This window comes from Gordonia mangrovi (genome assembly GCF_024734075.1).
Classification (GTDB): Bacteria; Actinomycetota; Actinomycetes; order Mycobacteriales; family Mycobacteriaceae; genus Gordonia; species Gordonia mangrovi.
Map to the genome: position 1 here is coordinate 718259 of NZ_CP102850.1, position 21980 is coordinate 740238.

A 21980-nucleotide genomic window follows, 5' to 3' on the forward strand; every position below is an offset into this window, starting at 1 on the left:
CCGACCACGCAACAATCGCATCAACCGATGGCGCGTAGACCGCCGAAACCGTCGTCGAGGTCGCGCGCGAGCCAATCGAGGACCTGACAGACGGTGTAGACCACTGCCGACGGTTCACCGAGTCTGCCGATGCGCGGCAGACAGTGCAGGATCGCGGCAGCGATCGTGGAGCCCAGCCCCAGGCCGTTGTGTTCGGAGACCCGGCCGTACCGGACAAGGGCGCCGGCGAGATCCCGGTAGGTGGCGGACTCGCCGTGCACACGCACGGCCGTCAGGGTCGGGGTGACCTCGGCCCTGCGCGCGATCTCGTCACGGGTCGCACGTAATCGTGCGGTCTCCCACGGTCCATGTTCGCCGACCATGCCTGACCTGCCTTCGGAGCACCTGAGAACCACCGACTTCACACCCGACTGGTTCCCTGTGAGGAAATGATGACAGTTCAGCTCGCGTCTGTCACCGGGGCGCGGCGGTTTCCTCCTGGTTTGGCTGCCCTTGTCGGCGTGTCACTCGGCGGCGCGCTCGGCGCGGTCCGCCTCCATGGCGTCGATCAGGCTCTTCGGCCGCAGGTCGGTCCAGTTCTTCTCGACGTATTCCAGGCAGGCCGCCCGACTGTCCTCACCGAAGACCTTGGTCCAGCCGGCCGGGATGTCGGCGAACGTGGGCCACAGCGAATGCTGGTTCTCGTCGTTCACCAGGACGTAGAAGCGGCCGTTTTCGTCGTCGAACGGATTGGTCATCTGCTCTGTCATTCCTCTCGTGTGGGTGGTGCGTTCGTCACCGGGGTCGCCGGCGAGTCAGCGTTCGAGCCAGGGGCCGATCCGCGTCGGCGCCGCAGCGTCCGCGCGACCCAGATGGTGCGCATCGAGATCGATGTTCCTGATCGTACCGGTCACCACAGCTCGCCCCGGCGACCGGATCGCCGCGCCGTATCGTCGTCACCATGACCACCGACAAGACCGGTGCCGCGGTCACCGTGACCCATCAACCCACTGCCCAACGCTTCGAGATCGCCGTCGACGACGCCACGTCATCGGGTCCGGTCACGGCGGGGTTCACGGCCTATCGCGAACGTGACGCCGACGACACCCGGCAGCGGGTGTTCTTCCACACCGAGGTGGCCGAGGAATTCGGGGGCCGCGGGCTCGGTACGATCCTGATCCGCCGTGCCCTCGACGAGACTCGCGCCGACGGATTCGTGATCGTGGGCGTGTGCCCGATGGTGGCGGCCTTTCTGCGCAAGCACCCCGAGTATGCCGATGCCGCCCGCAGACCGACACCGGACCTGCTGCGATGGCTCGACGGCGAACTCAGTTGAGGGTTCCCGAGTCGACACGCACCGTTCCGTCGCCCCGACACTCGATGCGTCGAACGCCACCATTGCTCGTCACCAGGATGGATGCGATCACGTCTCGTCCCGACGGGAGCACACGCGCGGTGACCTGACCGGCACGCGCGTCCTGTAGTTCGGCGACCAGCAGCTGTCGCAGACGCACGGCCAACGCGGCGTCGCCCGGGGCGTCCAGCGCCCCGTCATCGAGTAGCAGCACCGCCACGCCACGTCGCCGCGCCTGCCAGGCGGCCTCCCGTACCTCCGTGGATTCCCAGGCCCGGGCCCGGATGCCGTCGCGAAGCTGCGCCTCGGTGAGCCGGGCGTCGGTGACCTCCGCCGTGGTGAACGTGTGTCCGTCGACGATCCACCGCAGGATCGGCCGTGCCCCCTGGTCGAGTCGACGCAACTGTCGCCGGCGCTCCGCGGAGCCGGCGCGGGTGGCCGCCTCGGTTTCCGCCTGCTCGATCTCGCGTTGCCGCAACGACCGGATCCGGGCCTCCACGGGCGGCGCCATCAACACGAACAGCGTCGCCATCACCAGCACCGGAAAACAGAAGTAGGTGCTCTCGGCACCGCCGGCATAGCCGAACCCCAGCGACACCCCCCACAGCCCGGCGACGACGCTGCCGCAGACAGCACCCACCCAGGCGAAGATCGGCCGGCGATGCAGCGCGAGCATGGTGAACACCACGGTCATCGCCGACACCGGCGGAGAGGTCTGCAAGGTGCGGTAGGCCGTCACCGGCAGATTCCACAACGAGAGCCCCAGCGCCCCCACCACGAGCACCGTCGCGATGACCGCCACGAGTGTCGGAGTGCGCGGCCCACGCGAACCGACGACCAACGCGACTGCCACACCGAAGATCGCGAGAGCGACCGCCTGCCCCGCCCAGCTCGTCCACGACCGGATCTCCCAACCCGCGCCGACCGCCACCACGATGTAGGCACCGGCGAAGACCACCAGCGACCAGATCACCGGCGCCGAGTCGAGACCGAACAGGTCCACCGAGTCGTCGGGGGCGGCCGGGGTGCGGGGCTGATGGGTGCGGGGCTGAGGTGGCGCCGTCGGCTGTGCCCGGCCCGGGTCGGCTGTGGAGGTCACGGTCGCCGCCAACCGACGACGATGCGGGTACCTGCGCCGGGGGCCGCGCTCACCTCGGCCAAACCGCCGGCCACCGCGTCCATCCGGCCGCGGATGCCGACGGCCACCCCGTAGCGTTCGGAACCGACGGCGACCGGGTCGAAGCCGACACCGTCGTCGGTGACCCTGATCGATATCGCATCCTGATCGAGGTCGCCGTCGACGGTGCATCGAGTGCCCGCGCCGGCGTGTCTACCCCAGTTGCGCAAGGCCTCGCCGACCGCTCCGCAGATCGCACTGCATACCTCGGCCGGGTAGCCGATGTCGGGTCCGGGTGCGGGCAACGCCACCGTCACCTCGCCGCCCACCTCGTCGGCCAGTTGACGCACCCGCTGCACGAGCTGCGGCGCCACCACCGGCGGTGACTCGCGGTCGTCGCCGAGGTCGAGTTCGTCGAGCGCCGACGCCGCCTGACCGACGAGGCGTCGATCCGGACGTCCCTGTTCGACCGCCAACAGCGAGGCGATCACCCGGTCGTGGATCACCGCGGCGAACCGTGCGCGTTCGGCTTCGCGCGCCACCGCCGCGGCCGTCGCGGCGGCCGCGGTGATGGTGGCCTCCCGCCGCGCGTCCAGGGCCCGGACATTGCGGGAGGTCGCATAGGCGACGGCCATGAAAACCCCGCTCAGCGCCATCGTGAGCGGTGCGCTCAGCAGTTCGCGCGGCTGCGCCGCACCGTCGAGTCCGATCTGATTGGCGGCGTGCACCAACAATGTCGCGACGACCAGATTGGCAACCGCCCACCGCGTCCGGTTCACCAGCACGAGCGCGATGCTGGCCACCGAGGGGAACTGGATCAGCCACACAGAGTAGCGGTCGGTGTCGTCGGGCACGCCGAGCCAGGCGACGAACCAGAGCAGTGTCGCGGCCAGGTAGCCCAGGGCGCAGGCCCCGACGAGCCAGGTCAGGCCGCGGGGCTGTCGGTAGAACGTCATGACGACGAGCGCGAGCGCCGGACCCACCACGAGGACGACGCTCAGCGGTGTCCACCAGGCGGCGGTGAGGTGGGCGCTGCGCACCGCGACCGGTGTCTGCGCCACGCTGAAGGCCAGCAGTCCGCACCCCACGAAACGGGTGCCCACCCGCTCGAGCCGCGCCGAATCGGAGTCGTCGACGCGCGATCGCCCCCGCCCGAACCCATCTCGGGTGGCCGTCCACAGTCGTCGCGCGGCCCCGCTCATCCCGCGCCGGTCCTCACGTGGGTTCGACGCCTGCATCGGGGCCGGCCCCACCGGTGATGTATCCGTTCTGGGCACAGACGTAGCGTCGCACGCCGGACCGATCGGTGAGCACGATACTGGCGCGGGCGGGCCGCTCCGGCGGCATCACCCGTGCCGTCACCCGCCCGGACCCCATCGCCGCCAACTCGGCGATCAGCAGCTCGTCGAGCCGCGACTGCAGGGCGGGGGCGTCCGCCAGGCCACCGTCGTCGAGGAGCACAACCGCCACACCCCGTTGTCTGGCCTGCCACACCGCGGCGCGCACGCGCGCCGACTGCCACGCCGGCGCCCGGATACCGTCGCGCAATCCGGCTTCCACGAGTCGTGCGCGGATCACCTCGTCGGGCGTGAAATCGTGCGCGGCCGCGACCTGCTCCAACAGCGGCCGCGCCTGCCGGTCCAGCAGCGCCAGTTGCCGCTCCCGCTCCACGGCGGCAGCCCCGGACGCCGCCGACTCCGAGGCATGGCGGACCGCGCGGGCACGCAGCATGCGGATGGTGTCGGCGAGAGGCCGCAACATCACGCCGAACAGCGACGCGAACAACATCACCGGGTACACCCACGACGTGAACACCAGGCCGGCAGCGAAGCCGAGTCCGAGCGCCGCGGCCCAGGTCCCCGCCGACAGGCTCATCCCGACAGCACCGACCCAGGCCGCGCCGATCCGTCCGCGGACCACCAGCAACGCCAGGATCACCACGCCCGTGATGGCGGCCGGCAGACACTGGACGGGCTCGAACGTCGCGCCGGGTACCGACCACCAGGCCAGCGCGGTCCCGCCCAGCAGCAGTCCCAAGGCGAGGATCGTGGTCCATGCCCGCACCGGATCACCCCGCACATGGGTCAGTACGGCCAGGTCTACCGCCAAGATCAGGAAGGCGGCACCGAACCCGATCCAACTCCACACCGAGGCAATGCTCCAGCAGGTCCCCACCGTGACGACCACATAGATCACGCCCAGGACGAGCAGCGCACGCACCACCAGCGGCGAGCGCAGCCCGAACAGGTCGGTGGTGTCGTCGACCGTCGGGCCGGCCGATGCGCGCCGCGCGATGTCAGGCCCGACCATCACGCATCAGCTCCGTCGACGGTGCAGGTGCGGCCGGTTGGTCGGGTCCCATCGCAGCACCACCGTGGTGCCGTGTCCCGGCGTGCTGTGCACCACGGCCGAACCACCGGGCACCGATGCCATCCGCCGGCGGATACCGAACGTCAGCCCGAGCCGTTCCGGACGAACCTCCGTCTCGTCGAAGCCGCAGCCGTCGTCGACGACGGCGAGCATGGTCGAGGTCTCACCGAGGTCGCCGACGACCAGGCCGGAGGCGTCGTCGCCGGCATGGCGCGCCTGGTTGCGGATCGCCTCGGCCATCGCGTCGATCATGGCGGCCGCGACCTCGGCGGGATAGCGCAGTGCCGAACCGGATGCGATCGACAGTTCCTGCTCCACCGCCACTCCGGTCGATCGGATCGCCATTCTGATCCGCCGAGCGAACTCGTCGGTGTCGAGCGTCCGGGGCATCGCGTCATCGTCGTCGCGACGATCGAGTTCCTGTACGGCCGACACCGCCTGCGCCACCAGCCTCCCGGATGGCCGGCCGACGTCGATGGCGAGCAGGATCGCGATCACCTTGTCGTGGATCAACGCAGCGAACCGTGCGCGTTCGGCCTCCTCGGCGGCCGCCGCCGACGACGCGGCCGCCGACTCGATCGCGCTCGCGCGGGTGTCGTCGAGGAGTTGCGCGGTTCGTGCCGTCACCACCGCAACGGCCAGGAACACCACTGTCAGGGCGATGGTCAACAGTGAACCCAGGTACAGCTCGGCTCGGATCTGCCCGGTCAGACCCAGCTGGTTGGCGGTCTGCGTCAAGATCGTCGCGCCGACGATGTAGGCCAGCGCGACGCGCGGATGGCCACTCAATCCGAACAGCAGACCCGGCACCCCGGGGAACTGCACCAGCCACACACTCCAGGTGGTTCCGTCGGCGGCGACATCACCGGACCAGGCCGCGAACCACAGCGCGGTGGCCAGGAGGAGGCCGCCGCTGCACGCCGTGGCCAGCATGGTCAGGTGGGTCAGGCGGGGCCGGTAGGTGGCGACGATGACGAGCACCGCCGGCAGCGCCACCAACAGGACACTCGCCGGTGGCCACCACGCGGCGGTCACCTCGACCTGCGACGCGATCAGCGGGGTCAATGCCGCCGGGAAGATCAGCAGGCCGGCACCGACGAATCGGGCGCCGAAACGCCGGATGCGTGCCAGATCGGAGTCGTCGGCCGGCCCGATCAGCCGCCGGCGCCAGGCCGGCCACCACGCCTGGTGTCTCGGCGTGGTGGCGATCGTCGCTGCCGCGGCCACTGCCTCACCCGGTCTCGTCTGACGTGTCTCGGTCACGAGCTTGCCACGCGTCGGCCTGGCCACCGCACCCACCCGGTTTCCGGTCGGTCGGCGACCAGCAGCACCATCGCACCCCACGGTGGCAGTCGGACCTCGACGAGCCCGTCGTCGGCGACCGGCAGCCATTCGCCGGACAACCGATCGACCATCCGCCGGCCCGCCGGCGCGCTCTCGGGATCGTCCTGCGACGGCTCGAACAGCTCGGGTCTGACGTGCCCCGCCACCTCGGCGCCCAGGGTGTTCACCACGATCAGCCAACTCCGCTCGGCACGGCGCGTCCAGGCGAGCACACCGGGCGCCGACTCGGAGGTGTCACACCACCGACAACTCCCCGTCCGGAACGCCTCGTCGCGCAGGATGCCGAGCAGCGCGCGGTAGAACAGTGCTCGCTCCACATCGACCGGCTCGTCGTGGCTGCGGCCGAGTTGGACCGGCAGGCGACGTCGGCGGCCGGTGAGCTGGCCGTGATGAATCAGCCGGGCTCCGGGCACGGTGAGAGTCACCACCGCGGCCTGCCGGTCACGGTCGCCGAAGGCCTCCGGCGCGCGTGGCTCGTCGTGGTTCTCGATGAACCGCAGTGCGGTGACCGGCGTGCGATCGTGGTCGGTCGTCCGCAGCCGACGCCCCAGCAGGTCGGGCTGATCGCGCAGGATGTCGTAGAGCGTCTTGTCGTAGCAGTGGTCGAAGCCCTGCGCGACCAGCGCGGCCTCGGTATCCCAGTACGCCTCGGCGATGAACACGAACTGCGGGTGTTCGGCCCGAACGGTGTCGATGATGTCCGGCCAGAACTCGTCGGTGGGTGCCGGGCCCGCCCGCGTACCCCAGGTCTGCGCGAAGATCTCGTTCATCAGCAGCATCGCCATGTCGCAGCGCACGCCGTCACACTGCGTCGCGATCCGACGTAGTTCGGCGGCAGTGGCCGTGCGCACGCGCGGATCGAAGGCATTGAGCTGCAGCACATCGGTCCACGCCGGGAAATGCGGGTCGCGGCCGTGCGCGACCACCCGATCGCCGATTTCGGTGAACCTGCCGTCGTCGGTGGCGAGATCGGCCCGGTCTCCCCCGACGAACCAGGACGGATGTCGATGGACCCACGGGTGATCGAGGGCCAGGTGGTTGGGAACGTAGTCGAGGAACAGCGCCACTCCGCGGTCGGCGAGGGCTCGCCGCGCGGTCGCCAGAGCGTCGGGTCCGCCGAGATGATCGTCGACGACGTACTCGCGCACCGCATACGGCGATCCGACGATGTCGTCGGCCCGCAGGTCCGGCATCGTCTCGGCGAACCAGTCCATCAGCGGGCGATCACCGCGGGCGATCTCGACTCCGCGTGCGCTGCGCCGCCACACCCCCATCAGCCAGACGGCGTCGAACCCGGCCGCGGCGATGGAGTCCCAGATCTCGTCGGGCACGCCGGCCAACGTGAGTGGCTTCCGACGACCATCGGGGTGGAACCGGTCGGCCAGTTCGGCGAGCCACACCCAGGTGTTGATCTCATAGATGAGGGGCGACGGCGCACGCCCACGGCGCTCGGTGCCGGACCCGGATGACCGGTCCGTCATCGGCGCCACCGGTGCACGCCACTGGACCGCAACCGCACATGTCCGTCATCGGACCTGCCTGCCGCCGCCTCGTCCTGCGGATACCGGCGGGCCACCGGACCGGCGGTCGCTCCGTGCAGCACCACACTGGCCAGCACGGTCACCCCGATCGCCGCGACCGCGGCCTGCGCACTGGGGTCGGTGCCGAGTTGTTCGACACCGAGCAGGGCGAACACCACCGATGCCAGACCGCGCGGGCCGAACCAGCCCAGGATCAACACATCACGGGTCGGCAGACCCGCGCCGAGCAACGACACCGCGACCGGGACCATCCGGAACACGGTGAGGCTCAGCAGCGCGTACCCGGCCATGAGCGCCAGATCGCCGGCCTCGACGACGTGGAATGCCAGGGGCATCAGAATGGCGCCGAACAGGAACCACACCACCAGGGCGAGCAACTCACCGCCGAGTTCGGGCAGCACCTCCAGGACGGTGGAGTCCTCCCGGCGGCTGCGGCCCGCGTCGGTCGCCGCGTTCCCGGTCGTGGCCTTCGTGGTCGTGGCCTTCCTGGTCGCAGCGTCCTCGACGCGGTCGCGGTCGAGGACGTATCCGAATGTCATGCCGGCGACGAATGCGGCGATGAATCCGTTGCCCTCGATGGTGACCGCCAGGACGAAGACGCCGACCGCGACGGCCAGCGCCGCGATCTGCCGGGTCTTGGGTGACGAGAGGTCTCGTGACGCGGAGACGTTGATCGCCCACGCACCGAATCCCCCGACGACGAGCCCGGTCGCCACGCCTACGGCCAGCTCTATGCCGGCCTCGCCGAGCGTGATGCCCTCGGCGCCACCCACGCCCAGCGCGGTCGCCGCCAGCGCGATCGCCAATGTCACCACCGGCGTGGCGATCCCGTCGTTGAGCCCGCTCTCCACGTTCAGCGACAGCCGGAGGCGTCGCGGGATGCGTTCGTCGTCGATCACCTGCACGCTCAACGCCGCGTCGGTGGGGGCCAGGGCGGCACCGACGAACAACGCCAACCCCCAACCGAACTGGCCGAAGAGCACCTCCGCGCCGACGGTGCCCAGCGCGATCGTCAAGGGCAAGCCCACCAGCAGCAACCGCGCCGGCAGTCGCACAGCCCGGCGCAGCCTGCCGACGTCGACCCGCGAGGCGTCGGTGAACAGCACCAGACCCAACGTCAGTTCCGCGAGGGTGTGCACGATGGAGGTGTCGACGTCGACCGTCAGCAGGCCCCAGTCGGGGTTGGCGAGCAGGTAGCCGGCCACCACGAACAACAGTGGGCCGGTGACGTCGTGGCGGGTCAGCAACCGCGACAGTACCGCCCACAGCAGCACCAGCAGGCAGATGACGGTGATGGCGGAGTCGGTCATGAGGCACCCGCGGACCGACCCATGAGCATGGTCGGATTATGCCGCAGCCGACAACACGCCGCCCGGTGCCCGGCGTCGTCAGCCTGACGACGCCGAGCGGCCCGCTCCCCTGAAGGGAACGGGCCGCTCGGTGTACTTCTCGCGTCGGAGAACGCCTTACTTGGCCTTCTCCAGCACCTCGACGATGCGCCAGTGCTTGGTCGCCGACAGCGGGCGGGTCTCCATGATCCGCACGCGGTCGCCGATACCGGCGACTTCCTGCTCGTCGTGTGCCTTGACCTTCTTGGTGGTCCGGATGATCTTGCCGTACAGCGGGTGCCGCGTACGATCTTCCAGCTCGACCACGATGGTCTTCTGCATCTTGTCACTGACCACGTAACCGATCCGCTCCTTGCGGCTCGCACGCGGGTCGCTCGCGACGTTCTGGCTTGCGCTCACGTTCTGGTCCTCACTCATGCGTCATCACCATCCGGTCCCGACGCCAGACCCAGCTCACGCTCACGCATCACGGTGTAGATCCGAGCGATCTCGCGACGCACGGTCCGCAGACGGCGGTTGTTGTCGAGCTGGCCGGTGGCCATCTGGAAACGAAGGTTGAACAGCTCTTCCTTCGACTCACGCAGACGATCGACCAGATCGGTGTCATTGAGCTCGCGCAGCTCGTTGGCTGCCACTCCGAGTGCCATCAGAACTGCTCCTCTCTGGTCACGATGCGGGTCTTGATCGGGAGCTTGTGCTGCGCGCGACGCAGGGCCTCGCGAGCGGTCTCCTCGTTGGGGTAGGTCATCTCGAACAGCACGCGACCCGGCTTGACCGGGGCCACCCACCATTCCGGCGAACCCTTACCCGAACCCATGCGGGTCTCGGCAGGCTTCTTGGTCAGCGGACGGTCCGGGAAGATGTTGATCCACACCTTGCCGCCACGCTTGATGTGCCGGTTGATGGCGATACGAGCGGACTCGATCTGACGGTTGGTGATGTACGCACCCTCCAGAGCCTGGATGCCGTAGTCACCGAACGTCACCTTGGTGCCGCCCTTGGCCTGGCCCTTCAGGCTGGGGTGATGCTGCTTGCGGTGCTTGACCCGACGGGGGATCAGCATGATCAGCCCTCCTGCTTCTCAGTGGCCGCACCAGCACCCGCGGTCGCTTCTGCCGGAGCCTCCGCCGCGCGTCCCGCGTCGGTGCTCGTGGCAGTGGTGCCCGAGGCACCGCTGCGACGGGGCCGGCTGGGCCGGCGGGGACGACGGTCCTCGGTGGCCGGCGCAGCTGCACTGAGCTCACGCTTGCCGCCGACGATGTCGCCCTTGTAGATCCAGACCTTCACGCCGATGCGGCCGAAGGTGGTCTTGGCTTCGTAGAGTCCGTAGTCGATGTCGGCGCGCAGCGTGTGCAGCGGCACGCGTCCCTCGCGGTAGAACTCACTGCGGCTCATCTCTGCGCCGCCCAGGCGACCCGAGCACTGGACCCGGATGCCCTTCACGTTCGGCTGACGCATCGCCGACTGGATCGCCTTGCGCATCGCGCGGCGGAACGCCACACGGTTGCTCAGCTGCTCGGCGACGCCCTGGGCCACCAGCTGGGCCTCGGACTCTGCGTTCTTCACCTCGAGGATGTTCAGCTGCACCTGCTTGCCGGTCAGCTTCTCCAGGTCGCCACGGATCCGGTCGGCCTCGGCGCCGCGGCGACCGATGACGATGCCCGGACGGGCGGTGTGGATGTCGACGCGAACCCGGTCACGGGTGCGCTCGATCTCCACCTTGGCGATGCCGGCGCGCTCGAGTCCGGTGGACAGGAGCTTGCGGATGGCGACATCCTCTTTCACGTAGTCCGCATACTGCTTGTCGGCATACCACCGCGAACTCCAGTCGGTGGTGATGCCCAGACGGAAGCCGTGCGGGTTGATTTTCTGGCCCACTACTGAGCTCCCTTCTTCGGCTGACGTGAGCGTCCGCGGCCACCGGCGGCCTTCTCGGGAAGGCTCTCGACGACGACGGTGATGTGGCTGGTGCGCTTGCGGATGCGGAACGCACGACCCTGTGCACGCGGCTGGAACCGCTTGAGCGTGGGGCCCTCGTCGGCGAACGCGGTGGCGACGACCAGGCTCCGGCGGTCCAGATCCAGGTTGTTCTCCGCATTCGCGACGGCGCTGGCGAGCACCTTGTACACCGGCTCGGAGGCCGACTGCGGGGCGAACCGCAGGATGTCGAGGGCCTCGTCCACGTTCTTGCCGCGGATCAGGTCCAGCACCCGGCGTGCCTTCATCGGGGTGACGCGCACGAACCGTGCGGTCGCCTTGGCCGTGGGATTATCGGTCTGCGTAGTCATTACCGGCGCTTCGCTTTCCGGTCATCCTTGATGTGACCCTTGAAAGTACGGGTGGGGGCGAACTCGCCCAGCTTGTGCCCGACCATGGACTCCGAGACGAACACCGGCACATGCTTGCGACCGTCGTGGACGGCGAAGGTGTGACCGATGAAGTCGGGGATGATGGTCGAACGGCGCGACCAGGTCTTGATGACCTGCTTGGTGCCCTTCTCGTTCTGCGTGTCCACCTTGGCAAGCAGGTGGTCGTCGACGAACGGGCCCTTCTTGAGGCTGCGTGGCATTCTCTAACTCCCTCCTGTGCTTATCGCTTGTTCTTGCCGGTGCGACGACGCCGAACGATCATCTGATCGCTGGCCTTGTTCTTGCGGGTCCGGCCTTCCGGCTGACCCCACGGGCTGACCGGGTGGCGACCACCCGAGGTCTTGCCCTCGCCGCCACCATGCGGGTGGTCGACCGGGTTCATCACGACACCACGCACGGTCGGGCGCTTGCCCTTCCAGCGCATACGGCCGGCCTTGCCCCAGTTGATGTTGCTCTGCTCGGCGTTGCCCACCTCGCCGACGGTGGCGCGGCAGCGCACGTCGACGCGACGGATCTCGCCGGACGGCATACGCAGGGTGGCGTAGGTGCCCTCCTTGCCGAGCAGCTGGATCGCTGCGCCGGCGCTGCGGGCCATCTTGGCGCCACCACCCGGACGCAGTTCCACGGCGTGGATCTGGGTACCGGTCGGGATGTTGCGCAGCGGCAGGTTGTTGCCGGGCTTGATGTCGGCGCCGGCACCGCTCTCCACAACGTCGCCCTGGTTCAGGCCGCGCGGGGCGATGATGTAGCGCTTCTCGCCGTCCACGTAGTGCAGCAACGCGATCCGCGCGGTGCGGTTCGGGTCGTACTCGATGTGGGCGACCTTGGCGTTGACGCCGTCCTTGTCGTTGCGACGGAAGTCGATGACGCGGTACGCGCGCTTGTGACCGCCACCCTTGTGCCGGGTGGTGATGCGGCCGTGGGCGTTGCGTCCACCGCGGCCGTGCAACGGGCGAACCAGCGACTTCTCCGGATGGTCACGGGTGACCTCGGCGAAGTCGGCGCCACTGGCACCACGACGACCCGGGGTCGTCGGCTTGTATCTACGAATAGCCATGTTCTAGTCCCTCAGTTCTGCGAGTCCCGGTCAGCCGACCGGTCCTCCGAAGATCTCGATGGGCTTGCTGTCGGCGGCCAGGGTCACGATCGCGCGCTTGGTGTTCTTGCGCTTGCCGTAGCCGAAGCGGGTGCGCTTGCGCTTGCCCTGCCGGTTGGCGGTGTTCACGCTGGTGACCGTGACGTCGAAGATCTTCTCGACCGCGATCTTGATCTCGGTCTTGTTCGACTCGGGGTGCACCAGGAAGGTGTACACATTGTCTTCCATGAGTCCGTAGGACTTCTCGGAGATCACCGGCGCCAGGATGATGTCACGCGGGTCGGCCTGCGTAGCCATTCTCACGCCTCCTTCTGGTTCTGGTTCGCTGCGATGAACGCGTTGAGCGTCTCGACGCTGAACACGACCTCGTCCGAGTCCAGGACGTCGTAGGTGTTGAGCTGATCCGGCGCGATCGGCAGCACGTTGCCCAGGTTCGCGACGCTCTTCCACGCGGTGTCGTCCTCACGGCCGAGCACCACCAGGAACTTGCGACGATCGCTCAGCGCCTCGAGGAAGACCCGTGCCGACTTGGTCGACGGGGTCTGCCCCGCAACCAGCTCGGTGATCACGTGGATGCGCTCGTTGCGTGCCCGGTCCGAGAGGGCACCGCGCAGGGCGGCGGCCTTCATCTTCTTCGGGGTGCGCTGGCTGTAGTCGCGCGGCTGCGGACCGTGGACGGTGCCACCGCCGGCGAACTGCGGTGCGCGGGTCGAGCCCTGGCGGGCGCGACCGGTGCCCTTCTGGCGGTACGGCTTGGCGCCGCCACCGCTGACCTCGCCACGCGTCTTGGTGGCATGGGTGCCCTGGCGGGCCGCGGCCTGCTGGGCCACGACCACCTGGTGCATCAGCGAGATGTTGGCCGGCGCGTCGAACAGCTCGGCGGGCAGATCAACGGTGCCGTTGGTCTTGCCGTCGGCCGACTTCACGTCCAGCGTCAGTTTGGTTGTCGTTTCGGTGCTCACTTGGTCGCACCACCCTTCACTGCGTCGCGGATCACCACGATGCCGCCCTTGCGGCCGGGGATCGCGCCCTTGATCAACAGCAGACCGGCTTCGGCATCCACCGCATGCACGGTCAGGTTCTGTGTGGTCACGGTGTCGTTACCCATCCGACCCGCCATGCGCATGCCCTTGAACACGCGACCCGGGGTGGCGCAGCCACCGATCGAGCCGGGTGCACGGTGCACGCGATGCGCGCCGTGGCTGGCACCGAGACCGGAGAAGCCGTGGCGCTTCATCGCGCCGGCGAATCCCTTGCCCTTGGAGGTGCCGGTGACGTCGACCTTGGTGCCGTTCTCGAAGATCTCGGCGGTCAGCTCCTGGCCGATCTCGAGTTCCGAGACGTCCGCGATGCGGATCTCGGCGAGATGACGGCGCGGGGTGACACCGGCCTTGGCGTACTGGCCGGCGACGGGCTTGTTGACCTTGCGCGGGTCGATGGCGCCGTAGGCCAGCTGCACGGCGGTGTAGCCGTCGCGGTCGGCGGTCCGGAGCTGGGTGATGACGTTCGGTCCGGCCTGGATGACCGTCACCGGGACGACACGGTTGTTCTCGTCGAAGACCTGGGTCATCCCGAGCTTGGTGCCCAGAATTCCCTTGGTCGCGCTCTGATTGCTCATGATTTCTTCTCGCCCCCCGCCTACTGGATGTTGACGTCGACGCTGGCCGGCAGGTCGATGCGCATCAGCGCGTCGACCGTCTTCGGCGTCGGGTCGAGGATGTCGATGAGTCGTTTGTGGGTGCGCATCTCGAAGTGTTCGCGGCTGTCCTTGTACTTGTGCGGCGAACGGATGACGCAGTAGACGTTCTTCTCGGTGGGCAACGGCACCGGGCCGACCACGCGTGCCCCGGTACGGGTCACGGTTTCCACGATCTTGCGCGCCGAAGCGTCGATCGCCTCGTGGTCATAGGCCTTGAGCCTGATGCGGATCTTCTGTCCCGCCACGCTGTGTCCTCTTCCGTCAGTTGTTCTCGACAGACAAACACCGCGTGACCTGATGCCGCCCCGAAGGGCAGGCCGGCGCAATTCGCCGCTGGACACATGACCACCCGCGTGAGATTCGGGGATCGACGCTGTTCATCTATCGTTGTACGTTGGTTCGCCACATGAGCGAACCGGCTGTGCTCCGGCACCCGCGGTCGGGCGTGTCGTGACCGTGGGCCGACATCGGCGCACGCGGAACACGCCCTGGCCCGGAATCCGGGGCCTGGGAGTCATTCACCCGATCGAGGCCGCAGTGATCCTGCGTCCACCGGTCAAGGCAACCCGAACAGTATGCACCAGGTCGCCCCCCAACTTCAAATCCGCACAGAACCCAACCCGCCAAGTCTTGGCACGGCAGTCGACAGAACCCGGAATTTCGCCGAGAGAACCGCCCCGAGCAGGGCCCGACGCACCCCGCTCTAGGTTCTCTCGGCGAAATTCCGGGTTCTGTCGACGCGAAACAGGGTTCCGTCGGCGAACCACCCTCACCTTACCGACGGGTAAGGTAAGGGCCATGACCTCCCCCACCTACGCCCTGCGCCGCCGCCTACCCGACAACGTCGTCGGCCACACCTTGTTCTCGTTGGGCATGGTCGCGCGGGTGCCATACTTCGGCACGGTGCTGCCGTACGTGTCGGAGATGCGCCCCGGTTACTGCCGGGTGAGCGGCCCGAACTGGTTCGGGGTGCACAACCACCTCGGCACCTTCCACGCGATCGCCGCCTGCAATCTGGCCGAGGCGGCGATGGGCATGCTGATGGAGGCGACCACCCCGCCGAGTCATCGGTGGATACCCAAGGCGATGTCGACCCACTACCTGACCAAGGCCACCACCAGGTTGACCGCCGAGGCGACGCTGACCACGGAGGTGGACTTCGGCCGCCTCGTCGACGGCACCGATGTGGTGGTCGACGTCAGCGTCCTGGACAAGCACGGCACCGAAGTGGTGCATTGCGACATCACCACCTGGGTCACTCCCCGCACCTGAATCGTTCGCTCTGCCCACACCGCAACATGCTTCTACGCTGGGACGATGACGGTGGGTATCGAGCGCGGCAACCTCGGTCACGGGGTGCGGCGCGTCGGTGTCGAGGAGGAATTCCACCTGGTCGATCTGCGGACCTCACGCCTGACGACGCGCGCTCCGGAGCTGCTGGAGATCCTGCCTTCGGGCGGCCCGTATGTCGACGAACTCCAGCGCTGCGTCATCGAGGCCAACAGTGGCGTCTATCGCGAACTCGCCGATCTGCGCGACAACCTGCGCACCCACCGGCGCACCCTGGTGGACGCGGCCCGAACGCTGGGCATGGGTGTGGTGGCGGCCGGATCGGTACCGCTGGCGGTCCCCACCGAGATGCGGGTGACCGAGACCCCGCGGTATCGGCGGATGCTCGCCGACTACCAATTGCTGGCCCGTGAACAATTGATCTGCGGTACGCAGGTCCACGTCGACGTCGTCGATCGCGACGAGGCGGTCGCCATCGCCACCCGGCTCACCCCGCACCTGCCCACATTGCTCGCACTCTCGGCCAGCTCGCCGTTCTGGGCCGACGGCTCCGACACCGGCTATGCAAGCGTCCGCACGCTGGTCTGGCAGCGCTGGCCGACCACCGGCCTGTTCCCCGAAGTCGCGACCGCCGCCGACTACGACGTCGAGATCGAGCGACTGATCAGCAGCGGTGTCATCACCGATCCCGGCATGGTGTACTTCGACGTCCGTCCCTCGGCGCACGTGCAGACCCTCGAGTTGCGGGTGTGCGACAGCTGTCCGTCGGTGGACACCATCACGCTGATCGCCGCGATCTTCCGCGCACTCGTGATCCGGGAGGCCGATCGCCTCGACCAGCCGGCGTCGCCGACCTCTCCGACGCTGTACCGGGCGGCCATCTGGCAGGCCGCCCGGGCGGGACTCGAAGGGGATCTGATCGACGTCACCCAGGCCGTGCCGCGGGCGGCAAACGACGTCGTCACCGCGCTCACGACGTTACTGCGGCCGGTACTCGAGGACACCGGGGACTGGCAGACCGTCGTCGAACTGACCGGCGCGGCGATCGGGGCCGGCAGCTCATCGGCCCGGCAACGACGTATGTTGCGTAGCACGGGTCGGCTCAGCGTCGTCGTGGACAGCCTGCTCGCCGAGACCGCCGGGACGCTGGCACACACAGCGCTGCCCGACGACCCAGAGGGTCGGCTCCTGCACGGCTATCCCCGCCCCGGACCTCCCACCGATGTGCCGTCGGTGCAGGTCCCCGGCCGGCTGTCCTACGACGAGGCCGTGGACACCGCGGCCAAACCACGGCCGGGATACGCCGAACTACTGGCCGCGGCAGCCGACCTGGGCGCGGTCGAACTGCGCAAACGACAGTTCCGAATCGAACGCGAACAGAGCACCGATGGCGTCACCTTCCGCGTCAGCGGCCAGGACCGGGCCCAACTGTTCCCGCTCGACGTCATGCCGCGCTACATCGGCGCCGACGACTGGACACGACTGTGCACCGGACTGCGGCAGCGTGCCCTCGCCCTCAACGCATTCCTCGTCGACGTCTACGGCGAACAGCGCATCATCACCGACGGCATCATCGGCCCCGACGCCCTCGATCGTGCACCGGGGTACCGGCAGACGGGGCGGATCCCGTCCTGGCAGCGGGTGCGCGCCCACATCAGTGGCACCGACCTCGTCTCCCCCGCACCCGGGCAGTTCGTCGTCCTCGAGGACAATCTGCGGGTGCCGTCGGGTATCGCCTACGCGTTGTCCAACCGCGCGCTGATGGCCCAGTTCCTGCCCGAACTCCCCATGCCGGAGACGACGTTGTCGGTGTCCCGGGTACCGCACATGCTCGCCGCGACGATCACCGCGGCGGCGCCCCCGCAACCGCACCCCGACGGCATCGACATCATGCTCAGTGCCGGCTGGACCGATTCCGCCTGGTTCGAGCACACCCTGCTGGCCAAGGGGGCCGGCCTGAGGGTGACGACGCCCGAGGACATCTCGGTCGACACCGGCGCGGACGGGCCGCGCGTGATCTGCCACCACGGCACGAGACGGCTGCCCGTGAACACGGCCTACGTCCGAATGGACGAGGACATGCTGCTGTCCTCGCGTGGCCACGACGACGAGCCGCTCCGGGCCGGGATGCTCGACGCGCTGGCACAGGGACGCTTCGCCATCGCCAACTCGTTGGGCAACGGCGTCGGCGACGACAAGGCCATCTACAGTCACGTACCGGCGATGATCCGGTACTACCTCGGCGAGGAACCCCTCCTCGACCAGGTCCGGACATGGTTGTGCGCCGACCGTCATCAACGCGACCACGTGCTGGCCAACCTCGCCGACCTCGTCGTCAAACCGATTGACGGACTTGGCGGTTCCGGCATCACCATCGGCCCCGAAGCCACCGACGACGAGTTGGCCCGACGCCGCGAGGATCTCCTGGGCCGACCCGAGCGCTACATCGCCCAGGAAGTGGTCTCGTTGTCCACGCATCCGACATTCGACGGCAACGGCTTCTATGCTCATCATGTCGACCTCCGGGTGTTCATCCACCTACGCGACGACGATGACCAGATCACCGCGCATGTCGCGCCGGCGGCGCTGACCCGCGTCGCCCCGGCCGGCAGCTTGATTGTCAACTCGTCGCGCGGCGGCGGCGGCAAGGACACCTGGATCCAGGGTGTCGGAGCAACAGGAGAGGACTGAGACATGTGCGGCGTATGTGGCGAGATCCGTTTCGACGCAACATCTCCGGACATCTCCGCGGTCGATGCGATGACCTGCGAGATGACCCGACGCGGACCCGACGGTTCCGGGGTGTTCGCCAAGGGGTCGGTGGCCCTGGGGCATCGGCGGCTGAAGATCATCGATCTCACCGAACGCGGTGGTCAGCCGATGGTCGACCCGGAGCTGGCGCTGGCCCTGGTGTTCAACGGCTGCATCTACAACCACCGTGAGCTGCGCCGTGAACTCGAGGCCAAGGGCTATCGCTTCTTCTCCCATGCCGACAGCGAGGTGATCCTCAAGGCCTTCCACGCCTGGGGACCCAATTGCGTCGATCACCTGATCGGCATGTTCGCCTTCGCCGTCGTCGACACCGACAGCGGTACGGTGACCCTCGCGCGCGACCGACTGGGTATCAAGCCGCTCTACATCGCCGAGACGCCCGGACGACTCCGCTTCGCGTCGTCGGTGCAGGCGCTGCTGCGTGCCGGCGATGTCGACACGTCGATCGACCGGGTCGCGCTGCACCACTACTTCAGCTTCCACGCGGTGGTCCCGGCACCGCACACGATCTACAACGGCATCCGGAAATTGCCTCCCGCCACCGTCCGTACCATCACACCCGACGGCCGCAGCATCGAACGACGCTATTGGGAACCGGCTTTCGAGCCGCATCCCGATCGGGCCGACTGGGACGAACGCCGCTGGCAGTACGAGATCCTGGAGTCGCTGCGCACCTCGGTGCGGCGGCGCATGGTCGCCGACGTCCCGGTGGGTGTGCTGCTCTCCGGCGGCGTCGACTCCTCGTTGGTGGTGGCGCTGCTCGCCGAACAGGGGCAGCACGACCTGGCCACCTTCAGCATCGGCTTCGATTCGGCCGGGGGCGAATCCGGCGACGAGTACGCCTACTCCGACCTGATCGCGGACACCTTCGCCACCGATCACCACAAGATCCACATCGGCACCGACCGACTACTGCCGGCGGTACCCGACACCATCGCCGCGATGGGCGAACCGATGGTGAGCCATGACTGCGTGGCCTTCTACCTCCTCTCCGAGGAGGTCAGCAAGTCGATCAAGGTGGTGCAGTCCGGGCAGGGCGCCGACGAGATCCTCGGCGGCTACTCCTGGTACCCGCCGCTGCGCGACACCCCGCGCGCCGACACCACCAAGGCCTATGCCAACGCCTTCTTCGATCGCAGCCACCGGGCCGTGCTGGACATTCTCGACGAGCGGTATCACGTCGACGCCGAGTACGACCCCAGTTGGGAATTCGCGCTCGCCCACCAGTCCGCGCCGGGCGCTCGGACCGCGGTCGACGCGGCGCTGCGCCTCGACACCACGGTCATGCTGGTCGACGACCCGGTCAAGCGGGTCGACACCATGACCATGGCTTGGGGGCTGGAGGCGCGGGTACCGTTCCTCGATCACGAGTTCGTGGAACTCGCGGCCACGTGTCCGCCGGATCTCAAACTCGCCCACGGCGGCAAGGGAGTCCTCAAACAGGCCAGCCGGTCCATGCTGCCGGCCGCGGTGATCGACCGCACCAAGGGCTACTTCCCGGTGCCCGGGATCCGGCATCTCGACGGCGGACTGCTCGACCTCGTCACCGACACCCTGCGGTCGAGCGCGGCGGTCGACCGCGGGCTGTACCGGCCGGCCGCCCTCGACCGACTCTTCGACGACCCCAACGGAATCCGCACCACCCTCGACGGCAACGAGCTCTGGCAGGTCGCGCTGCTGGAGATGTGGTTGCAGAGTATGGAAGCGATCACCGCTCCATGACCGCACGCGAACCTTTCGCGTCCGGGCCGACCATCGATCCGCGGGCGTCCGCGCCCACCAGCCCGGTCCGGTTCGACGAGCGGGGATGGCACACCTACGGCGCATCGGTCTCGCCGGACGGCTCGGCCTTCGCCTACATCGTCGACGACGGGGACGGCTACCCCCGCGCGGCACAGCGGTCGCTGTCCACCGACGGCGTCGGCGAACTCCGCTGGGTGCGGTTGCGCGCCAACGGCCCGGTGCGCCGGGTGATCCATTCCACCGACAGCCGCTGGCTGGCCGTGGAGATCGCACCGAGCGGTGGCGAACACCACCAGGTGTGGGTGGTCACCACCGACGCCGAGGACGACACGGCCTTTCGGGTCGGCGCCACCCGCCCCGACGGGCGCTCGTTCGGGACGGTGTCGCTGGTCGGCTGGGACACCGACTGGGTGCTGATCACGGCCACCGAACCCGACGGCACCGCGCACAGCCTGCGCGTGCATCCGGGCACGGGCACCACGATGACGTTGGACGTCCGCGTCGGCGGCGCCCTCATCGACTCGTGGAAGGGCGCGACGCTCGTGCGGGTGGGTCCGCGCGGCTATCGCGACATGCTGCTGGTCCGGCGGCGCATGGACACTGTCGACGACGACATCACCATGACCCCGCTGTTGCCGAACGATCCCGGTTCGGTCACCGATCAGGGCTACATCCTGGATCAGGGTTTCGACCATCCGTCCCTCGTCTTCGTCGGACCACCGCAGGACGAGGAGCGCGACCTCGACAGCGTACAGGCGTTGGTGGTCAGCGACTTCGACGCCAAATTCCCCCGGCTGCTCGGCGTCGAGGTCGCCGAGCACGGCGTCCGCTTCCGGGTGCTGGCGCAACGACCCGACATCGGCGTCGACACATTCGCGGTGTCCCACGACCAGTCCACCGTTGCGCTGCTGTGGAACCGTTCCGGTCGCAGCGAACTGCAGATCCTCACCCTGCCCGATCAGACCCTGCACGAACCGATCCCGTTGCCCGGCGACGTCGCGCACCACTTGTCGATCAGTGCCGCCGGGAAACTCATCGCGGTCACCGTCTCGAGCCCGCAGCACTCTCCGCTGGTGCATCTGGTGAACACGACCACCCGGGAGGTGGTCGCAGTGCGTGACGACGTGGTCGTCGGTGCCGGTCCGTCGTCCACGCTGCGCCCGGAACTGGTGGAGTTCTTCGCACGCGACGGCATGCCGTTGTCCGGGTGGCTTTTCCGGGCGGACCAAGCACGTCGGGCGGCCCCACGTCCCACCCTGGTCTACTTTCACGGTGGGCCCGAGGCGCAGACGCGACCGGAGTACAACTTCTTGTTCGGCCCGCTGGTCGACGCCGGAATCACGGTGTTCGCACCGAATGTGCGCGGCTCGTCGGGGTTCGGCCGCTTGTTCTCGCATGCCGACGACCGCTACGGCCGCTACGCCGGGATCGACGACGCCGCCGACTGCGCCGATCACCTCGTCAGCCATGGCATCGCCGATCCGGACGCACTGTACTGCTCGGGACGCAGCTACGGCGGCTACCTCACCCTGGCATGCCTGACCTTTCATCCCGACCGGTTCGCCGCCGGGATCGCGATCTGCGGTATGAGCGACCTGGAGTCGTTCTTCCGCAACACCGAACCATGGATCGCGGTGGCCGCCTACACCAAGTACGGGCATCCCGACTCCGACCGTGAACTCCTCGCCGACCTCTCCCCGATCCACCGGATCGGCGAGGTGCGCGCGCCACTACTGGTGGTCCACGGGGCCCACGACACCAATGTCCCGGTCAGCGAATCCCAACAGATGGTCGACGAGTTGCGGGCGCGCGGCGCCGTCGCCGAACTGTTGCTGTTCAACGACGAAGGCCACGAGATCGTCAAACGACACAATCAGCAGATCCTCACCGAGGCGGTGGCCGGCTGGATTCACGCGCACCCGTCCCGGACCGCCGGAGTCCGGCGATGAGCTCCCGG

Annotated in this window: 23 protein-coding genes and 1 pseudogene; 5 read left to right on the forward strand and 19 right to left on the reverse strand. The window is 68.4% G+C overall.

Features of this window, described 5'->3' with window-relative positions; translation table 11 throughout:
* Positions 1–20: 20 nt before the first annotated feature.
* Complete coding sequence (locus NWF22_RS03365; protein WP_160900633.1) at positions 21–362, reverse strand: hypothetical protein; 342 nt, start codon at positions 360–362, stop codon at positions 21–23.
* Between the two features lie 141 nt (positions 363–503).
* Positions 504–737 (reverse strand): MbtH family protein, encoded by a 234-nt coding sequence (locus tag NWF22_RS03370; RefSeq protein WP_160900632.1) that lies wholly within the window; start codon positions 735–737, stop codon positions 504–506.
* Positions 738–940: 203 nt separating this feature from the next.
* On the opposite strand from NWF22_RS03370, the gene NWF22_RS03375 reads away from it, so the two are divergent.
* Positions 941–1315 carry a GNAT family N-acetyltransferase gene (locus tag NWF22_RS03375; protein WP_160900631.1) on the forward strand — a complete coding sequence of 125 codons (375 nt, stop codon included), beginning with the start codon at positions 941–943 and terminating at the stop codon, positions 1313–1315.
* Here the strand turns inward: NWF22_RS03375 and NWF22_RS03380 are convergent.
* The 17 genes and pseudogenes from NWF22_RS03380 to rpsJ all read right to left on the reverse strand — a co-directional run bounded on the left by NWF22_RS03380 (position 1308) and on the right by rpsJ (position 14463).
* Positions 1308–2432, reverse strand: coding sequence for a DUF8320 family protein (locus tag NWF22_RS03380; RefSeq protein WP_258321314.1), 1125 nt, complete (start codon positions 2430–2432; stop codon positions 1308–1310). The two genes, NWF22_RS03375 and NWF22_RS03380, sit on opposite strands and share 8 nt — an antisense overlap.
* Entirely contained in the window at positions 2429–3652 is a 1224-nt protein-coding gene (locus NWF22_RS03385) for a sensor histidine kinase (RefSeq protein ID WP_160900630.1), read from the reverse strand. Before NWF22_RS03385 ends, NWF22_RS03380 begins: the two co-directional genes overlap by 4 nt.
* A gap of 13 nt (positions 3653–3665) precedes the next feature.
* Positions 3666–4760 carry a DUF8320 family protein gene (locus NWF22_RS03390; RefSeq protein ID WP_507237298.1) on the reverse strand — a complete coding sequence of 365 codons (1095 nt, stop codon included), beginning with the start codon at positions 4758–4760 and terminating at the stop codon, positions 3666–3668.
* Positions 4761–4766: 6 nt separating this feature from the next.
* Positions 4767–6083, reverse strand: a complete 1317-nt coding sequence (locus NWF22_RS03395) for an ATP-binding protein (protein ID WP_160900628.1) — start codon at positions 6081–6083, stop codon at positions 4767–4769.
* A complete protein-coding gene (locus NWF22_RS03400) occupies positions 6080–7645 on the reverse strand; it encodes an alpha-amylase family protein (RefSeq protein ID WP_160900627.1) in 1566 nt (521 codons plus the stop codon). Before NWF22_RS03400 ends, NWF22_RS03395 begins: the two co-directional genes overlap by 4 nt.
* The gene (locus tag NWF22_RS03405; protein WP_160900626.1) at positions 7642–9015 is read right to left on the reverse strand and encodes a cation:proton antiporter; all 1374 of its coding nucleotides are present in this window, start codon (positions 9013–9015) and stop codon (positions 7642–7644) included. Before NWF22_RS03405 ends, NWF22_RS03400 begins: the two co-directional genes overlap by 4 nt.
* Before the next feature lie 156 nt (positions 9016–9171).
* Positions 9172–9423: pseudogene (gene rpsQ, locus NWF22_RS03410) on the reverse strand (30S ribosomal protein S17); the annotation flags it as partial.
* A gap of 44 nt (positions 9424–9467) precedes the next feature.
* Positions 9468–9701: a 50S ribosomal protein L29 gene (gene rpmC, locus NWF22_RS03415; protein WP_160900624.1), complete on the reverse strand. Its 234-nt coding sequence runs from the start codon at positions 9699–9701 to the stop codon at positions 9468–9470.
* Positions 9701–10117, reverse strand: coding sequence for a 50S ribosomal protein L16 (rplP, locus tag NWF22_RS03420; RefSeq protein ID WP_086534385.1), 417 nt, complete (start codon positions 10115–10117; stop codon positions 9701–9703). Before rplP ends, rpmC begins: the two co-directional genes overlap by 1 nt.
* 2 nt (positions 10118–10119) lie before the next feature.
* Complete coding sequence (rpsC, locus tag NWF22_RS03425; protein ID WP_160900623.1) at positions 10120–10932, reverse strand: 30S ribosomal protein S3; 813 nt, start codon at positions 10930–10932, stop codon at positions 10120–10122.
* The gene (gene rplV / locus NWF22_RS03430; RefSeq protein WP_160900622.1) at positions 10932–11342 is read right to left on the reverse strand and encodes a 50S ribosomal protein L22; all 411 of its coding nucleotides are present in this window, start codon (positions 11340–11342) and stop codon (positions 10932–10934) included. The genes rpsC and rplV overlap by 1 nt, the downstream gene beginning before the upstream one ends.
* Complete coding sequence (rpsS, locus tag NWF22_RS03435; protein WP_005170311.1) at positions 11342–11623, reverse strand: 30S ribosomal protein S19; 282 nt, start codon at positions 11621–11623, stop codon at positions 11342–11344. The genes rplV and rpsS overlap by 1 nt, the downstream gene beginning before the upstream one ends.
* A 20-nt stretch (positions 11624–11643) precedes the next feature.
* Positions 11644–12480 carry a 50S ribosomal protein L2 gene (gene rplB / locus NWF22_RS03440; RefSeq protein WP_160900621.1) on the reverse strand — a complete coding sequence of 279 codons (837 nt, stop codon included), beginning with the start codon at positions 12478–12480 and terminating at the stop codon, positions 11644–11646.
* A 30-nt stretch (positions 12481–12510) separates the two neighbouring features.
* Positions 12511–12816 (reverse strand): 50S ribosomal protein L23, encoded by a 306-nt coding sequence (gene rplW, locus NWF22_RS03445; RefSeq protein ID WP_160900620.1) that lies wholly within the window; start codon positions 12814–12816, stop codon positions 12511–12513.
* 2 nt (positions 12817–12818) lie between these two features.
* Positions 12819–13481 (reverse strand): 50S ribosomal protein L4, encoded by a 663-nt coding sequence (gene rplD / locus NWF22_RS03450; protein WP_160900619.1) that lies wholly within the window; start codon positions 13479–13481, stop codon positions 12819–12821.
* The gene (rplC, locus tag NWF22_RS03455) at positions 13478–14137 is read right to left on the reverse strand and encodes a 50S ribosomal protein L3 (protein ID WP_160900618.1); all 660 of its coding nucleotides are present in this window, start codon (positions 14135–14137) and stop codon (positions 13478–13480) included. The genes rplD and rplC overlap by 4 nt, the downstream gene beginning before the upstream one ends.
* A gap of 20 nt (positions 14138–14157) precedes the next feature.
* Complete coding sequence (gene rpsJ / locus NWF22_RS03460) at positions 14158–14463, reverse strand: 30S ribosomal protein S10 (RefSeq protein WP_003938093.1); 306 nt, start codon at positions 14461–14463, stop codon at positions 14158–14160.
* Positions 14464–15016: 553 nt separating this feature from the next.
* Between rpsJ and NWF22_RS03465 the strand changes: the two genes are divergently transcribed.
* From NWF22_RS03465 to NWF22_RS03480, 4 genes are read left to right on the forward strand one after another with little or no spacing between them, the layout of a single operon-like run.
* Positions 15017–15490 carry a hotdog fold domain-containing protein gene (locus tag NWF22_RS03465; protein ID WP_160900617.1) on the forward strand — a complete coding sequence of 158 codons (474 nt, stop codon included), beginning with the start codon at positions 15017–15019 and terminating at the stop codon, positions 15488–15490.
* A gap of 45 nt (positions 15491–15535) precedes the next feature.
* The gene (locus NWF22_RS03470) at positions 15536–18199 is read left to right on the forward strand and encodes a carboxylate--amine ligase/circularly permuted type 2 ATP-grasp protein (RefSeq protein ID WP_160900616.1); all 2664 of its coding nucleotides are present in this window, start codon (positions 15536–15538) and stop codon (positions 18197–18199) included.
* A 3-nt stretch (positions 18200–18202) separates the two neighbouring features.
* Positions 18203–20002: an N-acetylglutaminylglutamine amidotransferase gene (locus tag NWF22_RS03475; RefSeq protein ID WP_160900615.1), complete on the forward strand. Its 1800-nt coding sequence runs from the start codon at positions 18203–18205 to the stop codon at positions 20000–20002.
* Positions 19999–21972, forward strand: coding sequence for a S9 family peptidase (locus tag NWF22_RS03480; protein WP_160900614.1), 1974 nt, complete (start codon positions 19999–20001; stop codon positions 21970–21972). The genes NWF22_RS03475 and NWF22_RS03480 overlap by 4 nt, the downstream gene beginning before the upstream one ends.
* The last annotated feature ends 8 nt before the right edge of the window (positions 21973–21980 follow it).